Consider the following 21,818-nt stretch of genomic DNA (forward strand, 5'->3'; position numbering starts at 1 on the left):
AGATGATAAAATGGTTGATTTTATTAATCTATCAATTAACAAAAAGGACATAATCTACGACGGAAAGGTCAAGATGACTAAAGGGAACAAAGGAGCAATCCGTATAAAAAACAAATTACTTAACAATTTCACTTATGCAATATTCCCAATCCTTCGTCAGAATATTGGAAGCAACATAATCATATCAGTTGATGAGATTCTCAATAAGGAAACACTCAAGGAGGAGGACATGCATCAGCTAGATTTCAGCCGCAGATATGTCGGCAGAAAATGCATTGTCATCAGCTCACAATTTCCATTGAACCTGGAACTTAGAAAATATGACATCATACTGGATGGGGAAGTTAAAAACACTTGGAGCGGACAAGGAATCATAAGGCTCAGGGATAAGTTTTTAGGCAATAGGTCCTATGTAATATTTCCCATTTACAGCAAAGAGACCGATGATGGTGTTATCATGGCAATCGATGAGATATTGAACAAGGGAATTCATCCTGAAAACGATCACTCAAGTGGAATACCGATTGGTCAGAAGTACGTTGGGCGAAAATGCATTACAATCTTGCAAGAAGGATAAATATATTTAATGAAATGAATGTAAAGGGGGAATAATCATAGTAAGCATAATCGAAGAGATAGACATCAAAAATCAATGGTCATTCATATGGCTGATGTATGTAAATGATGTGGACTTAAGCAAACATTGCAAGCCATGCTTAAAAGGATATACAAGCAAGAAGATCTCTAAATGGACAAGACATGAAGAGAATGTGTGTCTTGATGAATCCGAAGCCAAATACCATTACCTTTGCGGCGGTTCATATCCATACAAATGGGAAAACAATTTTCACTTGGCTTGGAAAGAGAAATCTGGAGCATCCTTTGAATATTCCTTCAATGAAATCACTATAAGATTGAAGAATGCAGAAAGGATAGAATTCAGTGAGAGGGATATAGATAAAAACCAAAAGTATGCAGATAGGCCTGAATACTACACATGCAGAAACTGGCAATTTGCAAACAAAGTAAAATATGATATTGCTGATTAATGAAAAAATAAAAAAAGGAATTTTAAATAGAATTCACAAAAAATGGGGTGAGATTATGACTAAAGAATATCCAATGACTTATGAGGAATACGAGAAAAGAGTAATAGAGTTATTTATTGAACTATACCCTAAAGACAAACAAGAGGAAGCAATGGAAAGATTAAATGGATTGTTAGAAGCAGAACCTGAATTCATTGAAGGATTATATGAAGGTACTTGTTTCCGCTATGACAACCCACAAATATACAGTGACACATGCAAACAAGTGTTCGATGATTATCTTTTAGAAGCAATCCCAGTACATAATTTAAATTTATTGCTTGGAGGAAATTAAATAGATTTTTTTAAAAGTGGGGTGATATATATGAAAATGGAAAAGACATATGATACAGAAAATAAGGAAATTCTGATTTTTGACTGGTGCATAGGCAGGGTCCGCGAATATCTGGAGGATAATGGAATCGCACACAAGTGGCATAGAGCATATAAGTACGGCACCACCCAATGGGTCTTTGTGAATCTCAATAGAAGGACCTACACTCTAGGCGTTGGAGGAATCCGGACAGGCAGGCCTCTTAAGCATCATGCGATAACATTCGATGAATTCAAATTCATCTTCGGTGTTTATGAGGAATTCGGAGAGGGCAAGGCTCTTGATGAGGCTGTAGAGCATGTCTATGCCAAGTATGAAGGAATGGAAATATTCACCTTCCATAGTGAAAGGTTCGATTTGGAGAAGCCTAAAGGGTGGATTGAACCCCCGAAAAGAGAGAAAAAATATATAAATATGCATAAGGATGTGATAAAGGATGATGATTGATCCAAAAATTTACTCACAAAGCATCAGGAATGAGAACTTGACAGAGCTTAAAAAAGAGAGAAATAGATTAATTGAGGAGATTAGGGAATATGAGAATGCAATGTATGACGACAATATTGTCATGATTAGCAATCCTGACCCTGAAACCATCTACCTGAACAATCATTTATACTTAGCCGAAGTGTGCAGGCTGATTGGCGAAAGGCTTTCCGATGGCGACTTGAATTATGAATTCTAATTTTATTTGCTTCTTTAAAATCTAATTAAAACTTATGAGTAATTTTGAAACAAAAAAGTAAAAGGAGGTGTATCATGCACGATTTGACAAAGATTAGGAAAAGCTTTGATGAACTTGTATTAAGCAGATTGAGTGCTGAAGCTCTAAAGAGAAACTGCATTGATGAGAATGAGGAACTGATAACTGAAGAACTGTTAAACAAAAAGGAAATAATCGAAGTTCCCTTTGGGGCAATCATTTACTTTTTAGTTCTTGAAGATGAAAATCCTGTATTGTATCTTGAGAAAGCTTCAAGAATGGGTTCAGATGACCTTTATATCATTAATGAAGATGGATGCAAATATTATGACATTTATGAGGGATATCCTCCTGAAATTAAGGAGAGATATTTCAATCATTTGGAAAATATAAAAGAAACAAGAAACAGATTTAATAAAAAAGGAATAAAGGAGGAATAAATATGGATTGCATTAAATCAGGAATAATCGGAGCGATTGTAGGAGATGCACTTGGACTTCCTGTGCAATTTGAACCAAGGAAATTCCGTGACATAGACCCTGTAACTAAAATGACAGGAAACGGTGCATTTGACCTTCCAGCAGGAAGCTGGTCAGATGACTCTTCATTAATTCTTGCAACAATTGATGGATTGAGCAAAAGTCTAAAGAACAAGGGATATGATGAAGACATGAAATTAAATGAACTCATCGACTATGAAATAATCATGAAGAACTTTTCCCTTTGGCTTAATAAAGGAAAATTCACACCATACGGCCAGGCCTATGATATAGGTGGTGCCACCATGGATGGAATTCATAGGTATGATAGGGGCACTGAGCCAATATTATCTGGAGGAATAGGTGAAAGGGACAATGGAAACGGATCTTTAATGAGAATCCTTCCAATAGCTTTCTTCATCCATTATCTTTCTCAAAAAAACTCAATTGATGAAGATGAAAAGATGGCCGCTATCCATAACTTGTCTTCACTCACCCATAGGCATAGAAGAAGCCAGTTGTGCTGTGGAATCTATGTAAACATTGCTCTTGAATTTCTAGAAAACCATGACAGTGATTTAAGTCTTGAGGAATTGATAGCTAATGGAATAAACAAATCAAAGGAATATTATTTCAATAATCCTTCTTTTGAAAAGGAATTGCATCATTTCGATAGAGTGTTTTCCTTAAACATCCAGAATCTTCCAAGAGATGAGATCAAAAGTGGAGGATATACAATATCTTCTCTTGAAGCTTCAATATGGTGTCTATTAAATAATGAAAACTATAAGGATACTCTACTTCAGGCTGTGAATCTTGGACATGATACCGATACCACTGCATGCATTGTTGGAGGACTAGCAGGGATTTACTACGGATATGAAGAAATTCCTAATGAATGGATTGATAAATTAGCTAGATTGGATTATATTGAAGATTTAATTGAAAATTTTGCTTTAGATTTAAAATAAAAATATCAGAAGGTGATATGATGGAACATGGACCTAACAACACTAAATTAGAAAAATTAATGGAAGACCCTCAAAAGCAAGAGGAGTTCATAGAAGAGCTTAGGAAATCCCAGCTTTTCTTGCCAGTCATATTCTCAGAGAATATGTTTGAAGGGATTGAGGATTCAAAGCCAGGAGATGTCTTTACACTCAAAGAGCCATCAGGATATGATATAAACTTCTTTACTGACAATAATGGAAACAGAGCAATTCCTCTATTTACAAGCAGTGAAAAGATGGAAGAAGGAGGGCTTAAAAGCTCTGCAATGGTAATGTACGTGCCTGATCTTGCAAATATGTTCAAGAGAACTAAAAACAATTACAAATACATTGCAATCAATCCAATGTGTGAAATTGGTGCAGACATGCCTATTGTTCCATTTATTAAGCTGTTTGCCACTAAAGAGGAAGAGCCAATAGATGTTGATATGAACAATCCCGAAAGTGTAGCTTACATGGTTTGCAAAGCTGCATATGATAATACAGGACTTTTTGTTCATGACATCAACTTGCCTAATGAATGGGCAGAAAAATATGAAATCGGCACCTTAATCAAGGAAAGAGGCTTTGTTGATATGACAAATAAAATTGGCCAAATGACTACCAGCCACAGATATGCCATAATTTCCAATCATGTAGCTAATTTCTCCCAGTTTGAAGATGGAACCAACTGGAACTTGCATACTGCAGCTCCAAATTCAAAATTCAAGGTTTTAGATGTTTTTACCTATAATGAGAAGACCCAAATTCTCCTATTGCACCTCATAGAAAATCTTGAAGATTTCTTTGTTGATGATGACACCATCGATGGGGAATATGTTGATCTAGCTAGAAAAATCTTTGAAGATTCCTTTAAAAAAGAGATAATTGAAGAAGTCAATACAAAAGAATGGCTAGAGAGATGCAGTTTTCCTATAGGCATGGACAATGATGGAAACCTATGGGGTCTTGATGATTAAAAAAACAAGAAAGGGGAAGAAAAAAAGAAAAATATCATTGATGTTTCTTGTGTGAAAACTCAAGGAACTCAATTCTATTCTCTTTTTCGCAAAATGAATAATATAACCTGAATGAATCTGCAACATAAACTTCTTGCTGACCTTTTCGGTTAGAAGACAAATGTTTGCCTACATTCGGATTTAGAAAGATTTGTTTGATCTTCTTCAATAATTGAGATAAAACGCTTTTATCCAATTTCTTTAGAGACTTGAAGAAATCCTTCTCATATATCCATTCTATTATTGAATCGCCTAAAATCTCTTGAAGCACAGCATTAAGCTGACTTTCATTTCTAATTTTATTAGGGCAAGATGCATAGATCTTGATAATCACCCAACAAAACTACTACTTTAAGTCTTTCTTCCTCCCAAAATATCGTTTAGGCAGTGTTTGCCTTTATCTAATTCAACCACTCTGTACTTTTTACCAGTTTTTGTGTTTAAAAAAGACATAATTTTCTCCGATATTCCTGTGGTTTAAAAACCACAAATATACTCTATTTTTGTTATATATAAAAAAGTTTCTAATTCTACACACATGTCATAATAAGAAAATATAGTTTTTTTATATATGGTATTAAAATAATTGAAATAACACTAAATATTTTTAATACTTTTAATCATAACTTATCAAAATATTAATCGTAAATGTAATTAAATCAATACATTTATATACTCCGAAAACAAATATTATATTGTAGAAGCAAATGGGCAAAAATCACCATACATCACGAGCCATTTGCTTTATGTAAAGGGGGAAAGATATGTTAAATAATGAATTACACCAAGATATTGAAGAGTATCCTGTAGAAGAATTGCACTTTGCGAAATACGAACTTGTACGCTTGATGAAGATGAACCTTGACAGTGACAAGATGATTCGTGAAAGGGTCAAGATTGAAATGAACAAGTTCCTATACCATATTCTTCAGGAAGTCTGTTTTGAAATGAATAAGCAGCCATACTCCACAATTGAATATGAAATGTTTGAGGAAGCTATCTATCCTTACACCAATGTCAAAAAGATCAACGAAGAAAAGAAGAGAATCTTAGCACATTTGGATGCGATCAAATCTGATTGCGAGGTGTTGTCTGCATATGTTAAGAAAACTCTCAAAATCCGTGATTCACCTGATGAGGATGATTTCATTCCTTTAACAGGTCGAGTAAAAGCGATTAAAAAGATAAGTGAAAAAGAATATTACTAATTCTTTTACTTATCCCTTTTTTTCAAAATTAAATAAATCCTATAAACTTTTTTTAGAAATCCTGATGAGTGATGAGCATATTTCATATGGTAAAATCAGCGATTAAAATAATAAAAATAGAAAGAAAAAAGAAATTAAAAAATAGAAAATAAAAACTTTTTTTAATAGGTACTATACAACGATTTCTTCAAGCAGATCCTTATCATCCACATAAACAACTGCCAGCTTATCGTCTTCCATGAAAACATACATATAATTATCCATATCAGACATGTATTTTATAGCTCCTTTATGGCCATTGATTGTTTTGGCATCGTATCCTGCAGAATAGAGATTAGAAATTTTTCCTTTTCTATCTTCAGATACCATTATGGTGATATTTCCAGCATCTCCTTCATAGCATTTTACTTCACCATTGTGAGCCTGGAAGTCCTCATCTGCCATTATCTCCATCAAATCTGTAAAGTTTTCATCAAATTCATATCCACTAGGGATAACGAAATCCACACCACATACTGTCACATTTTGAGCAGGCTCTTCGAAAAAGTCAAAGAGAGCACTGCTTGCAGGATTGACAGCTACAATAAAAATCATCAATAATGCAAAAGCAAAACTTAATTTTATTATAGAACTTCTTTTCATTTCCTCACCTCAATACGAAAAAAATCATTTAAAAATAGTTCATAAGTTTATACAATCCAATAAACAAACTAACTATAAAAATAGTTTTAATGATTTATACATTTATAATTTATGATTTAATTCTAAAAAATGAAAAATATTAATTTATGAAAATATCAGATGAAGAACTTATATGAATGAGAACAATTTAACAAACTATTTTTAATTAAAAATACAAAACATTAATCAGAAGCGGAAAAGGTGAATGCAATGAATGAAATCATAGACAATTATAATGTTAATGCAGAAATGGAAATAGATAACAGCGAACTTGAAGACATAATGCTAATAGAACCTGGCATGATGACCATTGCAGATGAAGAGGAATTCTTCAGATTACTCAAAGAGGCAAAGCTTTTCATTCCAATCCAAATGGAAAAGGAAGAAGTATTTGACATTGAAAACCAAAGCGTTATAGACGTTATAAAGCCTATACCTCCACTTGGGTTCAATTTCATTTCCCTTAGCTTGAATGATGGAGGAAAAGCACTTGTTGCATTCACAAGAAAGGAAATAATGAAGGAAATCAAGCTTAAGAAAGACCATATTGTAATGAATATGAGAGACCTTGCCAAAATCTTGTATGGATTTGGCGATACCTTCTCATCAATCATCATCAATCCACAAACTGAGCATTCCATCATAGTCAACGCTTCCACACTTATAGACCTATTTAAGGAAAAGGCAAAAAATCCATTCATTGCTTCACTTGAACAAACTTTAGCTACATTAAAGACTAATTCTGTAGCTCTTGACAATCATTACATGTTCTTTATAAGATCAGAATATGAATTCATGGAAAATGAGGCTGTAGATGGAATATTTACAGCAAAGATGCCACTGAGAGCATGCACTGACCCTAATTTCCAATCCAACCTTCCAATATTGCATAAGATAATGATGTTTGAAGGCCAAAAGATATTGTACACTGGCAAAAGTGATGAAGTGACTGATTTCAATGTATTGATTGCACCAGGATGTGAGTTCCAAAAGTTCTATGATGAAGATGGAGACACATCCGTATGGAGATGCATAAAACAGCCATTCTATGATAATCTCGAAGAAGAAGATGGTGAAGAATAAGCAAAAGTGATTAGATGACTACATTAAACAATAAAAAGCTAAAGAAACTATTGAAATCCAAGTCAAGAGTTAAGATAGAACAGAACCCTGATATGTTCTATAAAGAACTTTTAAAATCAGAAGTTTTTGTTCCAGTCATTGCAATGGAAAATGAGGAATCATTAAGCGATGGAGACACACTTGACTTGCAGATTGGCTTCTTTGATGAGGAAAATGGAGACCGCAACATATACCTGTTTACAGATACAAACGAATTGGAAAAGGCAGGATACCAAATCAAGTCAATAGCTGTAAACGTGATGGAATTATCATTCATATTGGCACAGTTTGACATTGATTTCAATTACATTGTAATAAATCCATACAGCGTTGATACATATAAGATAGACTTTGATGAATTTTTAGAGAAAAATAACTTTTAAATATTGATTCTTAATTCCCGTGATAAAAATGAGCATACTCTATAATGATAAACTTGAAGAACTAATGAAAATACAATCAGAGATGAGCGAAGAGGAAAACGAACATTTCCTAAATGAATTCAGAAAATCAGAACTCCTGGTTCCTCTTCAAATTGAGCTCGATTCACTAGACCTTGAAAACATGAATCTAGAGGGATTGAATGAGATCAATAAGGAAGTCAAGTTTCATTTAAAATCCTTCGTAGGACCAAATGGTATCAAAGTCATCCCTATTTTTACAGATGAGGAAAACATTCATGATGTTCAATTGAACACAACAGTGGGATCATTGTTTATGAGAGACTTGTACAAGTCCATAGTTCCAATTCAAGACAGCTTTGATCAAATCATCATCAATCCAAGTGCAGAAAACGAATATAAAATAAGCATTGACGACTTCTTAAGTCTCTTTGATGAGGAAAGGGAATTCGAAGACATGATGAAAGAGATTGAAGAGGAAATGCTTGAAGATGAAAAAATAGAGTAAACAATTGACTAAATGGAAAATTCTTACTAATCAAAATATTTAAATAGAAACAGAAATATATAAAATCATGTAAGATTTTAAAGATAAAAGTATTCCTATATAGTCTCGTCGCGATGAGCGGCGAATTAGGTGCTATATAGGTTCTTTAATCTTCATATACTTTTTTTACTGACTTGTTTTCAATTAATTTTTCAAATGCATCATTCTTATTTTCATATTTTTGATAGATAGACCAGGACAATAGGTCAGCAATCTGTAAACCTTTATAATTAATAGAGTTTGCATGAATAAAAGAAATAGGATGATTTTTTAAATTGTTCAAATTCTTTTTAAAGACTTCATTGAAATTTTTAATTTGTATCTGATTCTTATTTTTATCTACAATTATAACAGTTTTATCATTTATCTCTATCAGATTCGCTAACTTTGAAGCTAAAATATCATATAAAATATTAATATCATTTTGAAAATCTAATTTATAAATATTCGATTTTTCAAAGACAATTGCAAAAACTTTATTATCAATTTTGTTTAATTTTACGATAATGTCCATATTAATGTCATTTGGAGTTTTTGTGGCCTTTAATTCATTAGATTTGTATATTCTCCTTTTATATTTACGATAAGTGTTTTTAACTAAATTATCTAATTTCTTTGGATTACTTACTAAGATAGCCACTAAAATGAAATAATGGGAACTGGAAGTTTTAAAACCTAAATCCCCACTTTCATCTATAAAAATATAATTCATAAAATATAATATGGGTAAAATCCCTTAAAAACCTTTTTAAAGACCATTTTGATTATTAATTTGTAAAATAACTATAAAATTTGAATTAAATTAAAAAAATAATAATAATTAAAAAATTATATTAAAAATAAAAGATTATAATAAGATTAAAACTATTTTAAAATTAAATTTAAAAATAGGAAAAAATAACAAAAATTTTCATATAAAACTATTAAAAAAGTCATTAATTAAAATAATGCCCAAATTAAAAAAAACATTCTTTAGTTGAAAAGTTGATCCCTAATTTTTAATTCCAAATTATTCTTTTATATATTAAACTGTACATGACACATACAAATCACATTAGATACCACTAGTAAATAAAGAATTATTAGATATAACCATTAATGAATAATACAAAAAATAGAATAGCTAATAAAACAGCAATAAAAACTAAAAATAAAGCCCCTTCTTTTGAAAATGGACTTACTGGTGCACAAGTACCATTGGAACAATTCTCATCAATTTGACAATTATCTTCTTTAGACACTTTCATCACCAAAAAATAGATTTAAAATAACCTTAAATAATCATAAATAAATTTAAAATAATTACTGTTTTTTAATAAATTTAATAAAAATAGCTAAAAAATATAAAAAAATGCTATTAATGAAAAATCATTAATAGCGAAAATCAATCAACTTATTTGAAGTTGGTTGCTCTTTCTTCGAAGTAAGATTGAGGGTGTTTACATACTGGGCAAATTACAGGAGCATCGGTTCCTTTAATTATGTGACCACAGTTAATACATTTCCATTCAATTTCTTCTTCTTTCTTGAATACGGTTTCGCCTTCAACATTAGCGAGTAAAGCTCTGTATCTTTCTTCGTGTTCTTTTTCGATGTTACCAACCATGGTGAATAAACCTGCGATTTCATCGAAACCTTCTTCTCTAGCGGTTTCTGCGAATTCTTTGTACATTTCAGTCCATTCTTCGTTTTCACCATCAGCTGCTGCGTTTAAGTTAGCAATAGTGTCTGGAACTTCTCCATCGTGTAAAAGTTTGAACCAGATTTTTGCATGTTCTTTTTCGTTTTTGGAAGTTTCCATAAAGATATCGTGGATTTGTACGTATCCTTCTTTTTTAGCTTTACTTGCAAAGTATTGGTATTTAGCATGAGCTTGAGATTCACCAGCGAAAGCTGCTGCTAAGTTAGCTTCGGTTTTAGTACCTTTTAAATCTGCCATTATAATCACCTAAATTTTTTTAACACATGTGTTAATTCTTAAATGAATAAGAATTCAGTAGTAGTTTAAACTACTTAAAACTATTTTAGTTTTGAATGTTAATAAATATTTCTAAAATATTTAATAATTTTATATGAATCAAAACAAATATGACAACAAATTAGAGATTTGCTAAAAAGAAAAATAGAAAAATAGAATTAACCCCAATCAAATATATTGCCATACTCTTCGAAAAGAGCTTCAAGCACCTTACCAAACTCTATTTCTTTTTGAGTGGGTGGCCTATTCAAATATTTCCAAAATCTGATAGCTGCTTCCCCCTCCAACATAGGAGTTTCACCTATTGGTCTTGCCATAAAAATCACCTCAAATTTTTTTAATAATTGATAATTAAAAAACTATTTAAAATTCATCATATTTAAATTTAACTAAATATAAAGAATTATTTTAAAATTTAAACCCTATATTATCCTTTAAATCAAAAAATATTCATAAATAGTTTACTATTTATAAAAATTAGGGAAATAAAACTTTTTCAGATTAAAAATTTCAAAATAAATAAAAAATTGATTTAAAATGATTAAATTATAATTTAACTAAAAAATTATAATCAAAATGGAAAAATAAGCCCATAAATAATTAATTTTAAATATTAAAACCAATATAATAAGTTATATGAAATTTAAAGATAAAAAATGCGATTTTAAAATAGAATTATTAAATCAATACCACAACTTATCCAGCTTTGACTGTGGGGATGATGATTTAAACGAGTTTTTAAAAAAAGATGCATTTATAGAACAAAAGAAAAAATTGAGTCTTACTCATTTAATATTTTATCAAGGCGAAGTTATAGGATATTTCTCATTATTAACAGATAAAATAAGTGTTAAAAACTTAAAAAATAGAGAAATCAAAGAAAATATAAAAACAAATTTAAAAAATAACTATAAAACAATCCCTTCAGTAAAAATTGGAAGATTAGCCATCGATAAGAAATATGCCAAAAAAGGAATAGGATCATTCATATTAAATAACTTGATTATCACACTTAATGAAATATCAAAAAAAGATATTGGATTTAGATTAATTAGCGTAGAGGGATATGCGGAAGCTTATCATTTTTATACAACCAACAATTTTGTACCTCTACAAAATGATGGGATATTTTTATCAAAGATTAATAAAATTATAGAAAGAGACCCAAAAAGACCGATTAACTTAGTTTTAGATTTAGAAAAAATTGGGTTATAAATGATTAAATCCTAATCACTTCTTCAGTGCTTACAATCATGTTCACGTTTTTATCATGGATTTCAGTAGGAACATGATCAATCAATTGAAACGGATGGATTGTAGTGACTAAAGGAGTGTCTTCGTTAATAAGATTCTTTTTAAAAAGGTCTTCGATTTCCCTATCTCCATATCCCTTTCCTTTCCCAATTCGATTTCCACATCTATCTACACCAACAGAGCCTTCAACAAGCATGTCAATAACCATGTCTAATGAATCATCTTTTGGACTATTTAAATTATCTTCGCCAAAATCAAAAAACTTAGAGCAATGATTGAATGCTCCTTCCTTTGTTGATGCTTCCCTTTCCTTTCCATCTAACTTGTTTCCCTCAAGAAAGAGATATCCATGTTCAAGGTTAGGGCTTGCCATAATGAGATTCTTATTTTCCTTTAAAGCAAGATATCTAACTGGAATCTGAGCAGAATCAGGACTGCAAAAAATAGTTTTTGAATTCTTCCATTCATCAGTGCCCGCCAGCAACCCAGCTGCAATGTCTGATCCTTTAAAATCAGGAATCTTTCCATAATCTCCATTAGGTCTTAAAGACTGGCCTTCCTTAAACAATTTATCATAAATTGATTTTCTAATAGAATCCTTTTCTTCCTTTAAAGACATAATATCAAATAAGAAAAAATTAACTAAAATAAAAAAATAAAAATAACTAAAAATTCACTAAACAAATTCTAAAGTCTTATACATCATCAAAAATCCTTCCTTATCAGGATTATCCTCTCCAAAGCCAAAGAAATTAAAGCTAAATGCATCCCTGTCATTGATTGTTGAGAGAGAATGGGTATTCAAAGGAGGTTCATGGCTTGTATCCTTTGCTACGAGTTCATGGGTTTCCTTGTTTCCAATAATGGTCAGATGAGAATCCTCCACAATTAAGCTGTCTTCCCTTGGAATGTCTTCGATTGCATTCTTAAGGTATTCCATAGACAACCCTTCCTGAGGATACTTGAATATCATGACTCTGCTGAATTTGCTGTCACAGTCAAGCACAGCTATGCAATTTTCAATATCCTCTGCTTCAATCAATTTCCAATTATTCGGATACTTAAAGCTTAATTCATCGTTTTTAAATAGATTAGACATACAAAACTCCTTTAAAATAAGATAAAAATTATTAAAAATTAAAATAGAAAATAATAGAAAAAAAGTAATTCTATATAATTAGGAAAAAATTTTGGTCAAGGTTTTTGACCGAAGGTCAAAAAGCTTGTTATTCGAATTCAATGGAATCCATAAGAGCTAAATAATCATTGTAAGCATATGGGAATTCCTTAAAGTGCATCAATTCAATTACATACATGCTTCCATCATTGATCAATGCAGAAGTATTGTTTTCTAAAGTTATACGCTTTTCATCATCTGATAACTCTTCAATGTTCTCTTTGACTTTCCCATCTTCCCCAATCACAGAATGGGCAATGATATTGTAAACTGGCATGCCATTAAGGTTTAGAATTCTAGATTCAACAATATTCCAACCTTGTTTTTTGAAATTCTCTTTAAATGGCTCTTCAATCTCAGCAACTGCATTGACTTCTCCAGCATCATTTTTATATACTGTAATTGTAGATGGATTGCCTTCTACAACTTTTACTAAAGCCTTGATACAATTTGGAGCGACCATTTCCTTGTTTTGTTCTTTCCAATTACTTAAGTATTTGAATTTGATTCCTTCTTCATCAAATTGGACTTCATCCATAGAATCACCATTTTCTAATTGATACCCAATAAACTATATAAAAATGAATTAATGATTAATGATTAGATTTCTTGAAAAATTTTAGATTAAATAGACTAGGCAATAGACTAGCAAATTAGAATTCACTATGATTAAAGAAACTTATTCTCCACTTTCAAGCAAATATTCATCAGGAATTAGCTCTTCCAATTGAGAGTAAGCCTTGCTTGAAATAGCTGATTTGTGAATTTCAGGTTCCTTGACAATGGTCAAGCCCCTAATTCTCCTTATTATGCTGGTTTCACCTAATTCCTTATTGATCTCATTGATAGTGGCAGTCAATGTCTTGTTAACAACCTCATCAAGCATGTTCTTGTTTGTTCTCAAGATTATCTCCAAGATTTCCTTATGCTTGTCTTCACGCTCTCTAAGTCTTGACAATTCTCCAGCATCAAAACTCATTTTAGTCTTTAAGACATTCATATCCTGCAATAATTCAATTCTTTCTTCATTTGATTCATTTAAATCCTTATTCAATTGCTTGATTTCAGAATTCAAGTCATCAATATCCCCATTTAACTTTTTAACTTCATCAATGAGAGAATTAGATTCAGAATCGGATAAGACACTGCTATTGATATAATTTGCCTTTTCAAGTTGAGACAATTTAGTTGTAAGCTCTAGATTAATGTTTTCCAATTCCTCAACTTTTGAGAAAAGAATCTTTTCTTTAGACTTTGCTTCCTTAAGATCGTATTCCAATTTTACTACAGCTTCATCATCTGGGACTACTTCCAAAGTGGACACTTCGATTTCAGAAGATGTCTTCAATTCCTCATATTCTTCAGGAGTCAAGATTACAAAATCTCCCTCTTCAAGATTATGTTTTTTCACATCTTCCTTACCGATTGTGAGACTTATATTACCTCTTGATTTATTAATTTTCCCAGTCTTTATAATCATATTTAATAATATGTTTTATGCCTTTATAAAGATTATTATTTAATTTAAAAAAATTATATAAAAATTAAAGCGATTTTAAAATAAAAATGAAAAAATAAACAATAATTTGTAAAAAATAGCTAAAAACAAATGAATTTAAACCAAGTACATGTAATGAACATGAAATTTCATGCAATAAATTCATGTAATGAAAATTGGTAAAAAAAGATGAAAAATTTATTAAAAAAATATTATAAAAAATAGCTTAAAAAATATTAAAAAAATACCGTGAAAAAAATAAAAAATACTGTAAAAAAATAAAAAAATAAAGTAAGAAATAATTAAAAATTAGAATTATTTCTTAAGATTTATTTAAAATAATCAAACAAGAAGAAATCTGATTCATTGCTCATGCATTCATTGACCCAATTGATGAAGTTTCCACTTGCAGACCCTTTTCTTTCAGCTTGGCTGTGGCCTTGACCCCACACTTCATTGAACTTAACGCTATCCACATCACTAATCTGCATCAAAGCGAGAGCCAAATTGGTTTCAACGGTAAATGAAGTGTCTGTCTGTTCAATTCCAGCATTTATTCTCCAGTATTTGGCAGGATGTGATGATCCCACTCCATCATAATAAGGGGAAACATAATACAATGGATTATACATATTGGAACGATTCTCAATTGTGTAATTGAACCTATCCAATTCTTTCAAGTCATTTGCATAGGATGTTGCCTTAGATGAGTCATAATCAGAGAACTGAGAGTAATTTTCTGAATTTTCCTTTAGGGCATTTGCCATAATGCCATCAAAGTGCAATGAATCATGCTCATCAGTGCCGAATAACTCATTTTCAGCTTGGTCTCTTCCTAAATCATCAAATGCACCAACATCTTTAGTTGGGGATTTGCAATGTTTTACAAAGGCTTCAATGCTTGTGACTTTTGCAGTGTTTGTTGAACTGTTATAAATGATCCATTCCTCATCGCCATTCAATGAATCGATATATTCCTGTGGAGTTCTGTAAGTTCCAGAACTTGATCCGGTAACATCACTTGAAAGAGAGACTCCTTCAGGTACAGGACCACTATCCATGCTTCCAGAAGAACTTGGAGAGTATGGGAAACTGGTTTCATTCAAGAAATTGTTCAAGGAATCCTCTACAATCTTAAGCATATAATCATAATATGAACCTGATGTGTAAATTCCATCTTCAGACTCTTCAAGACTTAAAGGCTTTCCATTAGGACTCCTAAGGCCTAAATCATTAATGTATTTGGCATATTCACTAGCCAAATCGTCAGATAATGCACCAGTCCAAGTGCCTGTTCCACGAGTTCCATCTGTACTGTATTGGCCCATAGTCCATTCATAAGCCTCATCAGCAGTGTCTAAAGAAGTGATAGGACACCAGCACATTGCTCCACAGATACTGTCTGACAACTTGATTCCATTTCTGTCTATAATGGCTGCACCAATGGATTCAAGGTATGGTGTGTACATCTCACTGTCACCGCTTGCACCTAATATAGCACTTTGAGCACCGCCACCACTGTGACCAAATGAAAATATCCTTTGGCTGTCACCAGGAAGGGTATCGTCATTGAATTTCAAGTAAAGCACCGCTGCCTTCAAGTCAGTTACTCCCCAAGGGGCCCCCCCAGAATAATTTCCACCATTTTCTCTGCCTCTGCAACCTGCATTAACGTAAATGAAGCCTGCATCTGTGTAGTCTTTAACTTCCTTAGCATTATATCTTGTTGGAGCTTTTTGGGCAGAATATCCTGCAGTGTTGATAGGCATTACAATAGGGGCATTGGATGCAGAATAATTTCCAACATGACCGTCTATCACTGTACATGTGTATGTTCCATTCCCATTTCTTTCGCTGTTAAAGTAATCTCCAGGGACATAAATTCCTAAAGACTCATATTCTGTAGCTTCAGGATTTGCACAGTACACAAGCCCAATTTGATAATAGATATTGTTTTTCTCATCATAATTCCAATTGGACATGTCAAGGGTTAATTCCTCATTCAATTCTGTGAGGTTAACCTTATAATTATTAGTATCAGTTAATAATCCCATTTCACTTGCAGCCACTAACAAAGTAAGTATTGCAATCACTACTGCTATAAGCAAAATAAGTTTATTTGTTCTATTCATAACCACACCACAATCAAACTTTGTTTAAAATAAATAAAAATAAATAATTATTCCAGAATTTCAAAAGTTCTGACTATTTCCATAAATTTGGAAACTATATCGCTAACTGTCCTAAGTTCAAATATGTAAACGAATCCATCCTCTAGAAATACAACTGAAAACATTTCAAAATCAATCTCAGGAATTGAAATCCTTGAATGTATCTGAATGGTTGGCATTTTGCCTACATTTGCAATCTCAGAGGATATGATTTCAGCATTATCATTCAATAGGCTTTCCTCAATGATTTCCTTGAAATCATCAAGTGATGGCATCTCTGATTGGAATGCAATTACATTCAATAAGCTGCCATCCTCATAGCTTAAGGTAGCTATGCAATCAGGATTGTTCTCCAATGGAACCTCTTCCAATTCCCATTCATCGCTGTATTTAAATGATAACTTTTCATTTGAACATGTATTTAGATTAGACATAAAAAGCCCTCTTGAATTATTGAATTGATTATATATCTTTTTATAATTCTTTATGAATATATATTTTATTAAAACATTTTTAATTAACTGATATCAATATGATAAGCATTTTAAAAATGATGAAATAAAATCAATATGCTAATTAAAATAAAAATAACAAGTTAAAATTAATTTTTATTTAAAAATAAGAAATTATAATCGTTTAGAAACTAAATAGAAAGATTTAAATTAGAATAAGAACAAAATAAGGTATGGGATTAACATTTATAAAATACCTTTAAAGAATTATAGGCTAAACGACTTATTAAGCATTTTTCACTCAATGAATCGATCCAAATAATTACATACTCAATATAAAAAAACCCTAAACTCAATATATTTGTTAATCCCCACACCCCCTATTGATAGGGGAAATAGCTTTTTTTAAGTATTATGAAAAAATACAAAAAATAATTAAAAATAGAAAAAATGAAAATTAATGAAATAATAAAAAAATGAAGAAATAAAAATAGCTAAAAATAAATGAAATAATAAAAAAATGAAGAAATAAAAATAGCTAAAAATAAAAAATAAAAGAGAAAAACAATTATCTGATACGTTTTCCCTCTTTTTCAAGGAGTCCTTTTTCTTTTATCATTTCGATGAAACGGCTGTCATCAGTAACGAATTCATCATACTCTTGAACTTCTTTCTTATTGGATCTTTTGACAATAGTGAATAAATAGGATGGTCTTCCCTTTTTCTCTTTAGGAAGCTCAATCAATTCATAAAGAACTCTTTTCACAATCAATTCCTTTGAGCTTTCAATAAAGCTGATTCTATTGTCGATGTCTTCAAAGCTTTCAAAGTCACCGTTAAGCTCTTTTTCGGTTAAGATTTTAGAACCTAATTTTCTGCTTATTCCATCTAAGAAGTGCAATTTACTTGCCTGCTTGCTTTGCTCATTGAAGAACTTTACATATTTAGGCTCATTGGCAGTTACAATGCTGTAAACAGCCTTTTCTGTTTCAAATTCCTGGTCCTTGCTTAAGTCATCATAGCTTAAGTGAGCTCTTTCCTGCTTGACAAAAGCACTATCCTTTCCAAGGGGAATCTTGTCTTGAACCTTAACGTCAACATCATCATTCAAGTCCAAATCCATCAAGATGAAGTAATCTGTTCCAATGATGCGGGCAGTCTTTTTATCATCACTGTCTTTAGTGCTTAAAACCAAACCGAAATTTTCATTTTTCATAAAAACACCTCGGAAATTATCTTACATTATACCTTAAGATAGCACCGATTCCACCGAAAGCCCTGTACAATTGGCTTCCCTCTTCGGTTTCAGTGGAAATGATCTCTACACTGGAACCTAAATCCTCAGCGATATTAGCTAAATCTTCAATTAAGTCTTCCTCTTGAGTGATTTTCATTTTCTCATTACATTGAGGGCAGGTTAAGTCCTCTACCTTCTGGCCTTCCTTTTGAGTGACTTCAGCATGGAATCCGCAAGCTTGACAATCCAAGGTTAACCTTTTGGATTTTAAGTCTTCACTAAGCAAAAGAACATCAACTGCACCCATCTGCAAATTGGTTCTGACTTCCTTTTCACCATAGGAGTATAAACCATGGTCATCTCTTAACTCAGCAAGGAATCTTTGCACTAATTTTTTCTCTTGGATAACTCCCAATTCCTCTAAAGCACCAGATGCCTTGTCGATGGTTTCCCTAATACCGAATTCACCGGTATATGAAGTGTCTACAGTGGTGATTACCTTATCCTTAAGCTCATAATGCATGTAATCTCCATTATAGTAATCCTCTTTAGTACCACCAGGACCACCAAGAACAATACCCTTCAAGTCATCCTTGATTGGAAGGAATTCATCATCCATGTGAGTACCTATCCTTTTCAAGAACTCGTGAGCCAATTGGTCAATTACCCTATCGAACCTTCTTTGTGATTGTCCCCCTGCCTTATGCTTACCAGGAACACCACTGGTTAAGTTAGCGACCACATTGATTCTTTTACCTTTCAATGTAGCTATGGTTGCCTCATTCCTATCGATTACAGCAATACCGTAAACTTCCTTGGAAGCAATCATATCTTCTAAAGGCTCAAGATAAAAGGTGCTGTCACAAATGTATCTGTAAGTTTGGATCTCTTCAGGAGGTTCGATAACTACAGTTTCCATCTTTTCAGTTCCAGGACCGCCTTTAGGAATCATACCAACGAACAATACAAAACCATTCGGCAATTCCTTATTGTCGTTTGTAATCATACGGATTCTTTGCATGATTACCTCAATAGCTGATTGAACATTCTTACGAGTGGTTTTACTCTTGATGTTAGCACTTTGTCCTAATTCATCCCTCATCTGCTTGATGATATCACTTAATTGCTTTGTTGGAGGAACGTACATGGAAACAAGCTCTGTTCCCTTTCCTTTCTTTTCAGCCAATTCCTTTAATGACTTTTTAAACTCATATAATTCCTTTGAGGATACCTCACTCATTTATAACACCTGATAAAATTGATAAATAATTTTTTGATAAGTAATTAGTATAAAAAATTAAAATAAAACAATATAATTTAAGATTATTCAAAACTTTAAAATAAAATATTCATAGAAAAATTACTAAAGCAGTAACTTTTAATAGAAAATCATTCACTAAAATAGAAATTTCTGTCAAACCATAATAATAACCTTAAATTGATATAATATATTATATATTGGTATAAGTTACTTATATAAGTAATGATGAAAATTAGAATTTTTTAAGAAAATATTAATAATTGAAAAGATATAAGATTATTTAATTAATATTATTTTAAAAGATTTTATAAGATTATTTCATTAAGTTAACGGAGGAAAGTAATTGTTTGGCCTAAAAAACATCAATACGGAAAACACATATGATGAAACTGACGAAAAGAAGCTTAAAATAGCTGATACAATCTCTATTTTTACAAATCCTCCGATTATTACAATTCCATTATTTACAATTATTTGTATAATTCTTGCATGTAATGGAACTCCATTTACAAGCGGATTCAGCTTTGATTGGACTCAATTCATTATTACAGAACTGATTTCACTTATCTTTGCATCCGTCTTGCCAATGGCTATCACTCTCTATTGGGCAAAGAAATTGAATACAGACAAGGACATTTCAAATAGGGAAGACCGTTTCGTTCCTCTTATCGTAGGGGTCTTGTCTTACTTAATAGGCTTTATAATTGCATGGGCTCTTGGAGTTTCCAATTTCCTGATTGTTTTAATACTTTGTTATGCAGTGAACACATTAATTGTACTGCTCATTACCTCCAAATGGAAAATCAGTATCCATACAACCGGACTTACTGGACCGGTAGCTGCATTGATCATGCTTCTTGGACCTATTGGAGCATTAGTTGGTCTAGTCTATCCTCTACTGATTTGGAGCAGATTCACACTTAAGAAGCATACAATGGCTCAAGCAATAGCAGGTGGTGTGTTTGGACTTGTCATGACTGTACTCGAAGCTTATCTTTACATGGATTTGCTACATTTGCCTGTTTACAATTTGGTTCCATTAGGTGAATGCTTATGGATAATCCTCGGACTTATCTTCGCTCCAGTGCTTTTAGGAATTCTCACAATATTGAATGACAATGGAAAAGGCAATACAAAAGCGATATTCTATTTATTATGCATTTTAGCGATTGCATTCTTCATATTCCTTGCTCCTCAATCTGCACTCATAACATTGATTCTTGCAATAATCGCATCAATTTTAGTAAGCTATTTTGGTGGAGAGAATTTCAGTTGGTTTAGAGCAATCCGATAGTAAATTTAAATATAATTAAATAGATAAATTATATCAATAATTAAGTAATTTTTAAAATTATTTACTAAATTAAAACTAACTAAAAAACTAAAAATTAAACTATAAAAAACATTGATTGAAAGGTGAACTTATGAGAATCGTAGCTGCTATTGGTGGATCAATATTATTACAGGATTACAACGCTGAAAGATTTAAGGAATATGCAAAGCTCTTGAAGGAACAAAGCGAAGAGCATGAGATATTTGTTGTTGTAGGTGGAGGAAAACCTGCAAGAGAATACATTGGAGTTGTAAGGGACCTCGGTGCTGGAGAGGCAAAATGTGATGATATTGGAATAGAAGTTACAAGAGTCAATGCAAAGCTCTTATTGCTTGCACTTGGTGATGCAGCTTATCAAAGAGTTCCTCATAACTTCCAGGAAGCTTTGGAATTTTCTGCAAGCGGAAAAATCATCGTTATGGGTGGAACTGAACCTGCACACAGTACCGATGCGGTATCTGCAATTTTAGCAGAATACATCAATGAAGATAAACTTATTAATTTAACTTCCGTTGACGGAATGTATACAAAGGACCCTAATAAGTTTGATGATGAAACTGCACAAATAACTTTTAATGGTAATAGTGATAACTTATCTCTACTCTTATTCGTAAAAGAAAATAACAAATATAAAGTTCTTTACACTCACTCTCTAAATAAAGAGTTTGTTATCAAAGCAACGACAAAGCAGATAGATAATAATATTCGGGGACTTGGATACTATGATGCGTTCGGGTACGGATATCAGTTCTGGATGACTCATGATAATTCATACTTCTTCAATGGTATGGGTTGTCAGCTTGCAATTTGCGTGCCCCATAAGGATATAATCTTAATCTATAATGGTGATAATCAGGGTATTGCTAATGCAAAGGATATTATAATA

General features: G+C 32.0%; 28 protein-coding genes and 1 pseudogene. 15 read left to right on the forward strand and 14 right to left on the reverse strand.

The window, feature by feature from the left end; all coding sequences use genetic code 11:
• The 8 genes from Q0409_RS04485 to Q0409_RS04520 form a co-directional block, all read left to right on the forward strand.
• Positions 1-577, forward strand: a 577-nt coding sequence (locus Q0409_RS04485; protein WP_298535540.1) for a hypothetical protein, incomplete at its 5' end; no start/stop codon positions are given.
• A 94-nt stretch (positions 578-671) separates the two neighbouring features.
• Positions 672-1,049 (forward strand): hypothetical protein, encoded by a 378-nt coding sequence (locus Q0409_RS04490; protein WP_298535542.1) that lies wholly within the window; start codon positions 672-674, stop codon positions 1,047-1,049.
• A 55-nt stretch (positions 1,050-1,104) separates the two neighbouring features.
• Complete coding sequence (locus Q0409_RS04495) at positions 1,105-1,383, forward strand: hypothetical protein (protein ID WP_298535544.1); 279 nt, start codon at positions 1,105-1,107, stop codon at positions 1,381-1,383.
• Positions 1,384-1,413: 30 nt separating this feature from the next.
• The gene (locus Q0409_RS04500) at positions 1,414-1,869 is read left to right on the forward strand and encodes a hypothetical protein (RefSeq protein ID WP_298535546.1); all 456 of its coding nucleotides are present in this window, start codon (positions 1,414-1,416) and stop codon (positions 1,867-1,869) included.
• Positions 1,859-2,107 carry a hypothetical protein gene (locus Q0409_RS04505; RefSeq protein ID WP_298535548.1) on the forward strand — a complete coding sequence of 83 codons (249 nt, stop codon included), beginning with the start codon at positions 1,859-1,861 and terminating at the stop codon, positions 2,105-2,107. The genes Q0409_RS04500 and Q0409_RS04505 overlap by 11 nt, the downstream gene beginning before the upstream one ends.
• A gap of 74 nt (positions 2,108-2,181) precedes the next feature.
• On the forward strand, positions 2,182-2,565 hold the full coding sequence (locus tag Q0409_RS04510; protein ID WP_298535550.1) for a hypothetical protein: 384 nt from the start codon (positions 2,182-2,184) through the stop codon (positions 2,563-2,565).
• A 2-nt stretch (positions 2,566-2,567) separates the two neighbouring features.
• Complete coding sequence (locus Q0409_RS04515; protein WP_298535552.1) at positions 2,568-3,575, forward strand: ADP-ribosylglycohydrolase family protein; 1,008 nt, start codon at positions 2,568-2,570, stop codon at positions 3,573-3,575.
• A gap of 20 nt (positions 3,576-3,595) precedes the next feature.
• Positions 3,596-4,573 carry an SseB family protein gene (locus Q0409_RS04520; protein ID WP_298535554.1) on the forward strand — a complete coding sequence of 326 codons (978 nt, stop codon included), beginning with the start codon at positions 3,596-3,598 and terminating at the stop codon, positions 4,571-4,573.
• Between the two features lie 34 nt (positions 4,574-4,607).
• On the opposite strand, the gene Q0409_RS04525 is transcribed toward Q0409_RS04520, so the two are convergent.
• Positions 4,608-4,946: a type II toxin-antitoxin system RelE/ParE family toxin gene (locus Q0409_RS04525; RefSeq protein ID WP_298535556.1), complete on the reverse strand. Its 339-nt coding sequence runs from the start codon at positions 4,944-4,946 to the stop codon at positions 4,608-4,610.
• Between the two features lie 430 nt (positions 4,947-5,376).
• Between Q0409_RS04525 and Q0409_RS04530 the strand changes: the two genes are divergently transcribed.
• A complete protein-coding gene (locus Q0409_RS04530) occupies positions 5,377-5,820 on the forward strand; it encodes a hypothetical protein (protein ID WP_298535558.1) in 444 nt (147 codons plus the stop codon).
• A 171-nt stretch (positions 5,821-5,991) separates the two neighbouring features.
• Here the strand turns inward: Q0409_RS04530 and Q0409_RS04535 are convergent, their stop codons facing one another.
• Positions 5,992-6,462, reverse strand: coding sequence for a hypothetical protein (locus Q0409_RS04535; RefSeq protein WP_298535560.1), 471 nt, complete (start codon positions 6,460-6,462; stop codon positions 5,992-5,994).
• Positions 6,463-6,711: 249 nt separating this feature from the next.
• Here Q0409_RS04535 and Q0409_RS04540 point away from each other — a divergent pair, with 249 nt between their 5' ends.
• From Q0409_RS04540 to Q0409_RS04550, 3 genes are all read left to right on the forward strand, one after another.
• Positions 6,712-7,584: an SseB family protein gene (locus tag Q0409_RS04540; RefSeq protein ID WP_298535562.1), complete on the forward strand. Its 873-nt coding sequence runs from the start codon at positions 6,712-6,714 to the stop codon at positions 7,582-7,584.
• Positions 7,585-7,598: 14 nt separating this feature from the next.
• Positions 7,599-8,006 (forward strand): SseB family protein, encoded by a 408-nt coding sequence (locus Q0409_RS04545; RefSeq protein ID WP_298535564.1) that lies wholly within the window; start codon positions 7,599-7,601, stop codon positions 8,004-8,006.
• Between the two features lie 64 nt (positions 8,007-8,070).
• Entirely contained in the window at positions 8,071-8,532 is a 462-nt protein-coding gene (locus tag Q0409_RS04550; RefSeq protein WP_298535566.1) for an SseB family protein, read from the forward strand.
• Between the two features lie 145 nt (positions 8,533-8,677).
• On the opposite strand, the gene Q0409_RS04555 is transcribed toward Q0409_RS04550, so the two are convergent.
• The 4 genes from Q0409_RS04555 to Q0409_RS04570 form a co-directional block, all read right to left on the reverse strand.
• A complete protein-coding gene (locus Q0409_RS04555; RefSeq protein WP_298535567.1) occupies positions 8,678-9,283 on the reverse strand; it encodes a DUF3800 domain-containing protein in 606 nt (201 codons plus the stop codon).
• Between the two features lie 370 nt (positions 9,284-9,653).
• Positions 9,654-9,812, reverse strand: a complete 159-nt coding sequence (locus Q0409_RS04560; RefSeq protein ID WP_298535569.1) for a hypothetical protein — start codon at positions 9,810-9,812, stop codon at positions 9,654-9,656.
• Between the two features lie 152 nt (positions 9,813-9,964).
• Positions 9,965-10,510: a rubrerythrin gene (rbr, locus tag Q0409_RS04565; RefSeq protein WP_298535571.1), complete on the reverse strand. Its 546-nt coding sequence runs from the start codon at positions 10,508-10,510 to the stop codon at positions 9,965-9,967.
• Between the two features lie 197 nt (positions 10,511-10,707).
• Entirely contained in the window at positions 10,708-10,866 is a 159-nt protein-coding gene (locus tag Q0409_RS04570) for a hypothetical protein (protein ID WP_298535573.1), read from the reverse strand.
• Positions 10,867-11,185: 319 nt separating this feature from the next.
• On the opposite strand from Q0409_RS04570, the gene Q0409_RS04575 reads away from it, so the two are divergent.
• Positions 11,186-11,764: a GNAT family N-acetyltransferase gene (locus Q0409_RS04575; protein WP_298535575.1), complete on the forward strand. Its 579-nt coding sequence runs from the start codon at positions 11,186-11,188 to the stop codon at positions 11,762-11,764.
• Positions 11,765-11,768: 4 nt separating this feature from the next.
• Here the strand turns inward: Q0409_RS04575 and Q0409_RS04580 are convergent, their stop codons facing one another.
• The 8 genes from Q0409_RS04580 to prf1 form a co-directional block, all read right to left on the reverse strand.
• Positions 11,769-12,422 carry a 5-formyltetrahydrofolate cyclo-ligase gene (locus tag Q0409_RS04580; RefSeq protein ID WP_298535577.1) on the reverse strand — a complete coding sequence of 218 codons (654 nt, stop codon included), beginning with the start codon at positions 12,420-12,422 and terminating at the stop codon, positions 11,769-11,771.
• A 57-nt stretch (positions 12,423-12,479) separates the two neighbouring features.
• Positions 12,480-12,902, reverse strand: a complete 423-nt coding sequence (locus tag Q0409_RS04585) for a hypothetical protein (RefSeq protein ID WP_298535579.1) — start codon at positions 12,900-12,902, stop codon at positions 12,480-12,482.
• A 127-nt stretch (positions 12,903-13,029) separates the two neighbouring features.
• Positions 13,030-13,518 carry a hypothetical protein gene (locus Q0409_RS04590; RefSeq protein ID WP_298535580.1) on the reverse strand — a complete coding sequence of 163 codons (489 nt, stop codon included), beginning with the start codon at positions 13,516-13,518 and terminating at the stop codon, positions 13,030-13,032.
• A 141-nt stretch (positions 13,519-13,659) separates the two neighbouring features.
• Entirely contained in the window at positions 13,660-14,460 is an 801-nt protein-coding gene (locus Q0409_RS04595; RefSeq protein ID WP_298535582.1) for a hypothetical protein, read from the reverse strand.
• Between the two features lie 347 nt (positions 14,461-14,807).
• On the reverse strand, positions 14,808-16,610 hold the full coding sequence (locus Q0409_RS04600; protein ID WP_298535584.1) for a hypothetical protein: 1,803 nt from the start codon (positions 16,608-16,610) through the stop codon (positions 14,808-14,810).
• A 47-nt stretch (positions 16,611-16,657) separates the two neighbouring features.
• Positions 16,658-17,083 (reverse strand): hypothetical protein, encoded by a 426-nt coding sequence (locus Q0409_RS04605; protein WP_298535586.1) that lies wholly within the window; start codon positions 17,081-17,083, stop codon positions 16,658-16,660.
• Between the two features lie 586 nt (positions 17,084-17,669).
• Positions 17,670-18,317, reverse strand: coding sequence for a DUF655 domain-containing protein (locus tag Q0409_RS04610; protein WP_298535588.1), 648 nt, complete (start codon positions 18,315-18,317; stop codon positions 17,670-17,672).
• A gap of 16 nt (positions 18,318-18,333) precedes the next feature.
• Positions 18,334-19,578: a peptide chain release factor aRF-1 gene (gene prf1, locus Q0409_RS04615; RefSeq protein WP_298535590.1), complete on the reverse strand. Its 1,245-nt coding sequence runs from the start codon at positions 19,576-19,578 to the stop codon at positions 18,334-18,336.
• Positions 19,579-19,942: 364 nt separating this feature from the next.
• On the opposite strand from prf1, the gene Q0409_RS04620 reads away from it, so the two are divergent.
• A complete protein-coding gene (locus Q0409_RS04620) occupies positions 19,943-20,893 on the forward strand; it encodes a hypothetical protein (protein WP_298535592.1) in 951 nt (316 codons plus the stop codon).
• A 130-nt stretch (positions 20,894-21,023) separates the two neighbouring features.
• A pseudogene (gene pyrH, locus Q0409_RS04625) lies at positions 21,024-21,485 on the forward strand (UMP kinase); the annotation flags it as partial.
• Between the last annotated feature and the right edge of the window lie 333 nt (positions 21,486-21,818).

It is taken from the genome of uncultured Methanobrevibacter sp. (assembly GCF_937898925.1).
Lineage (GTDB): Archaea > Methanobacteriota > Methanobacteria > Methanobacteriales > Methanobacteriaceae > Methanobrevibacter.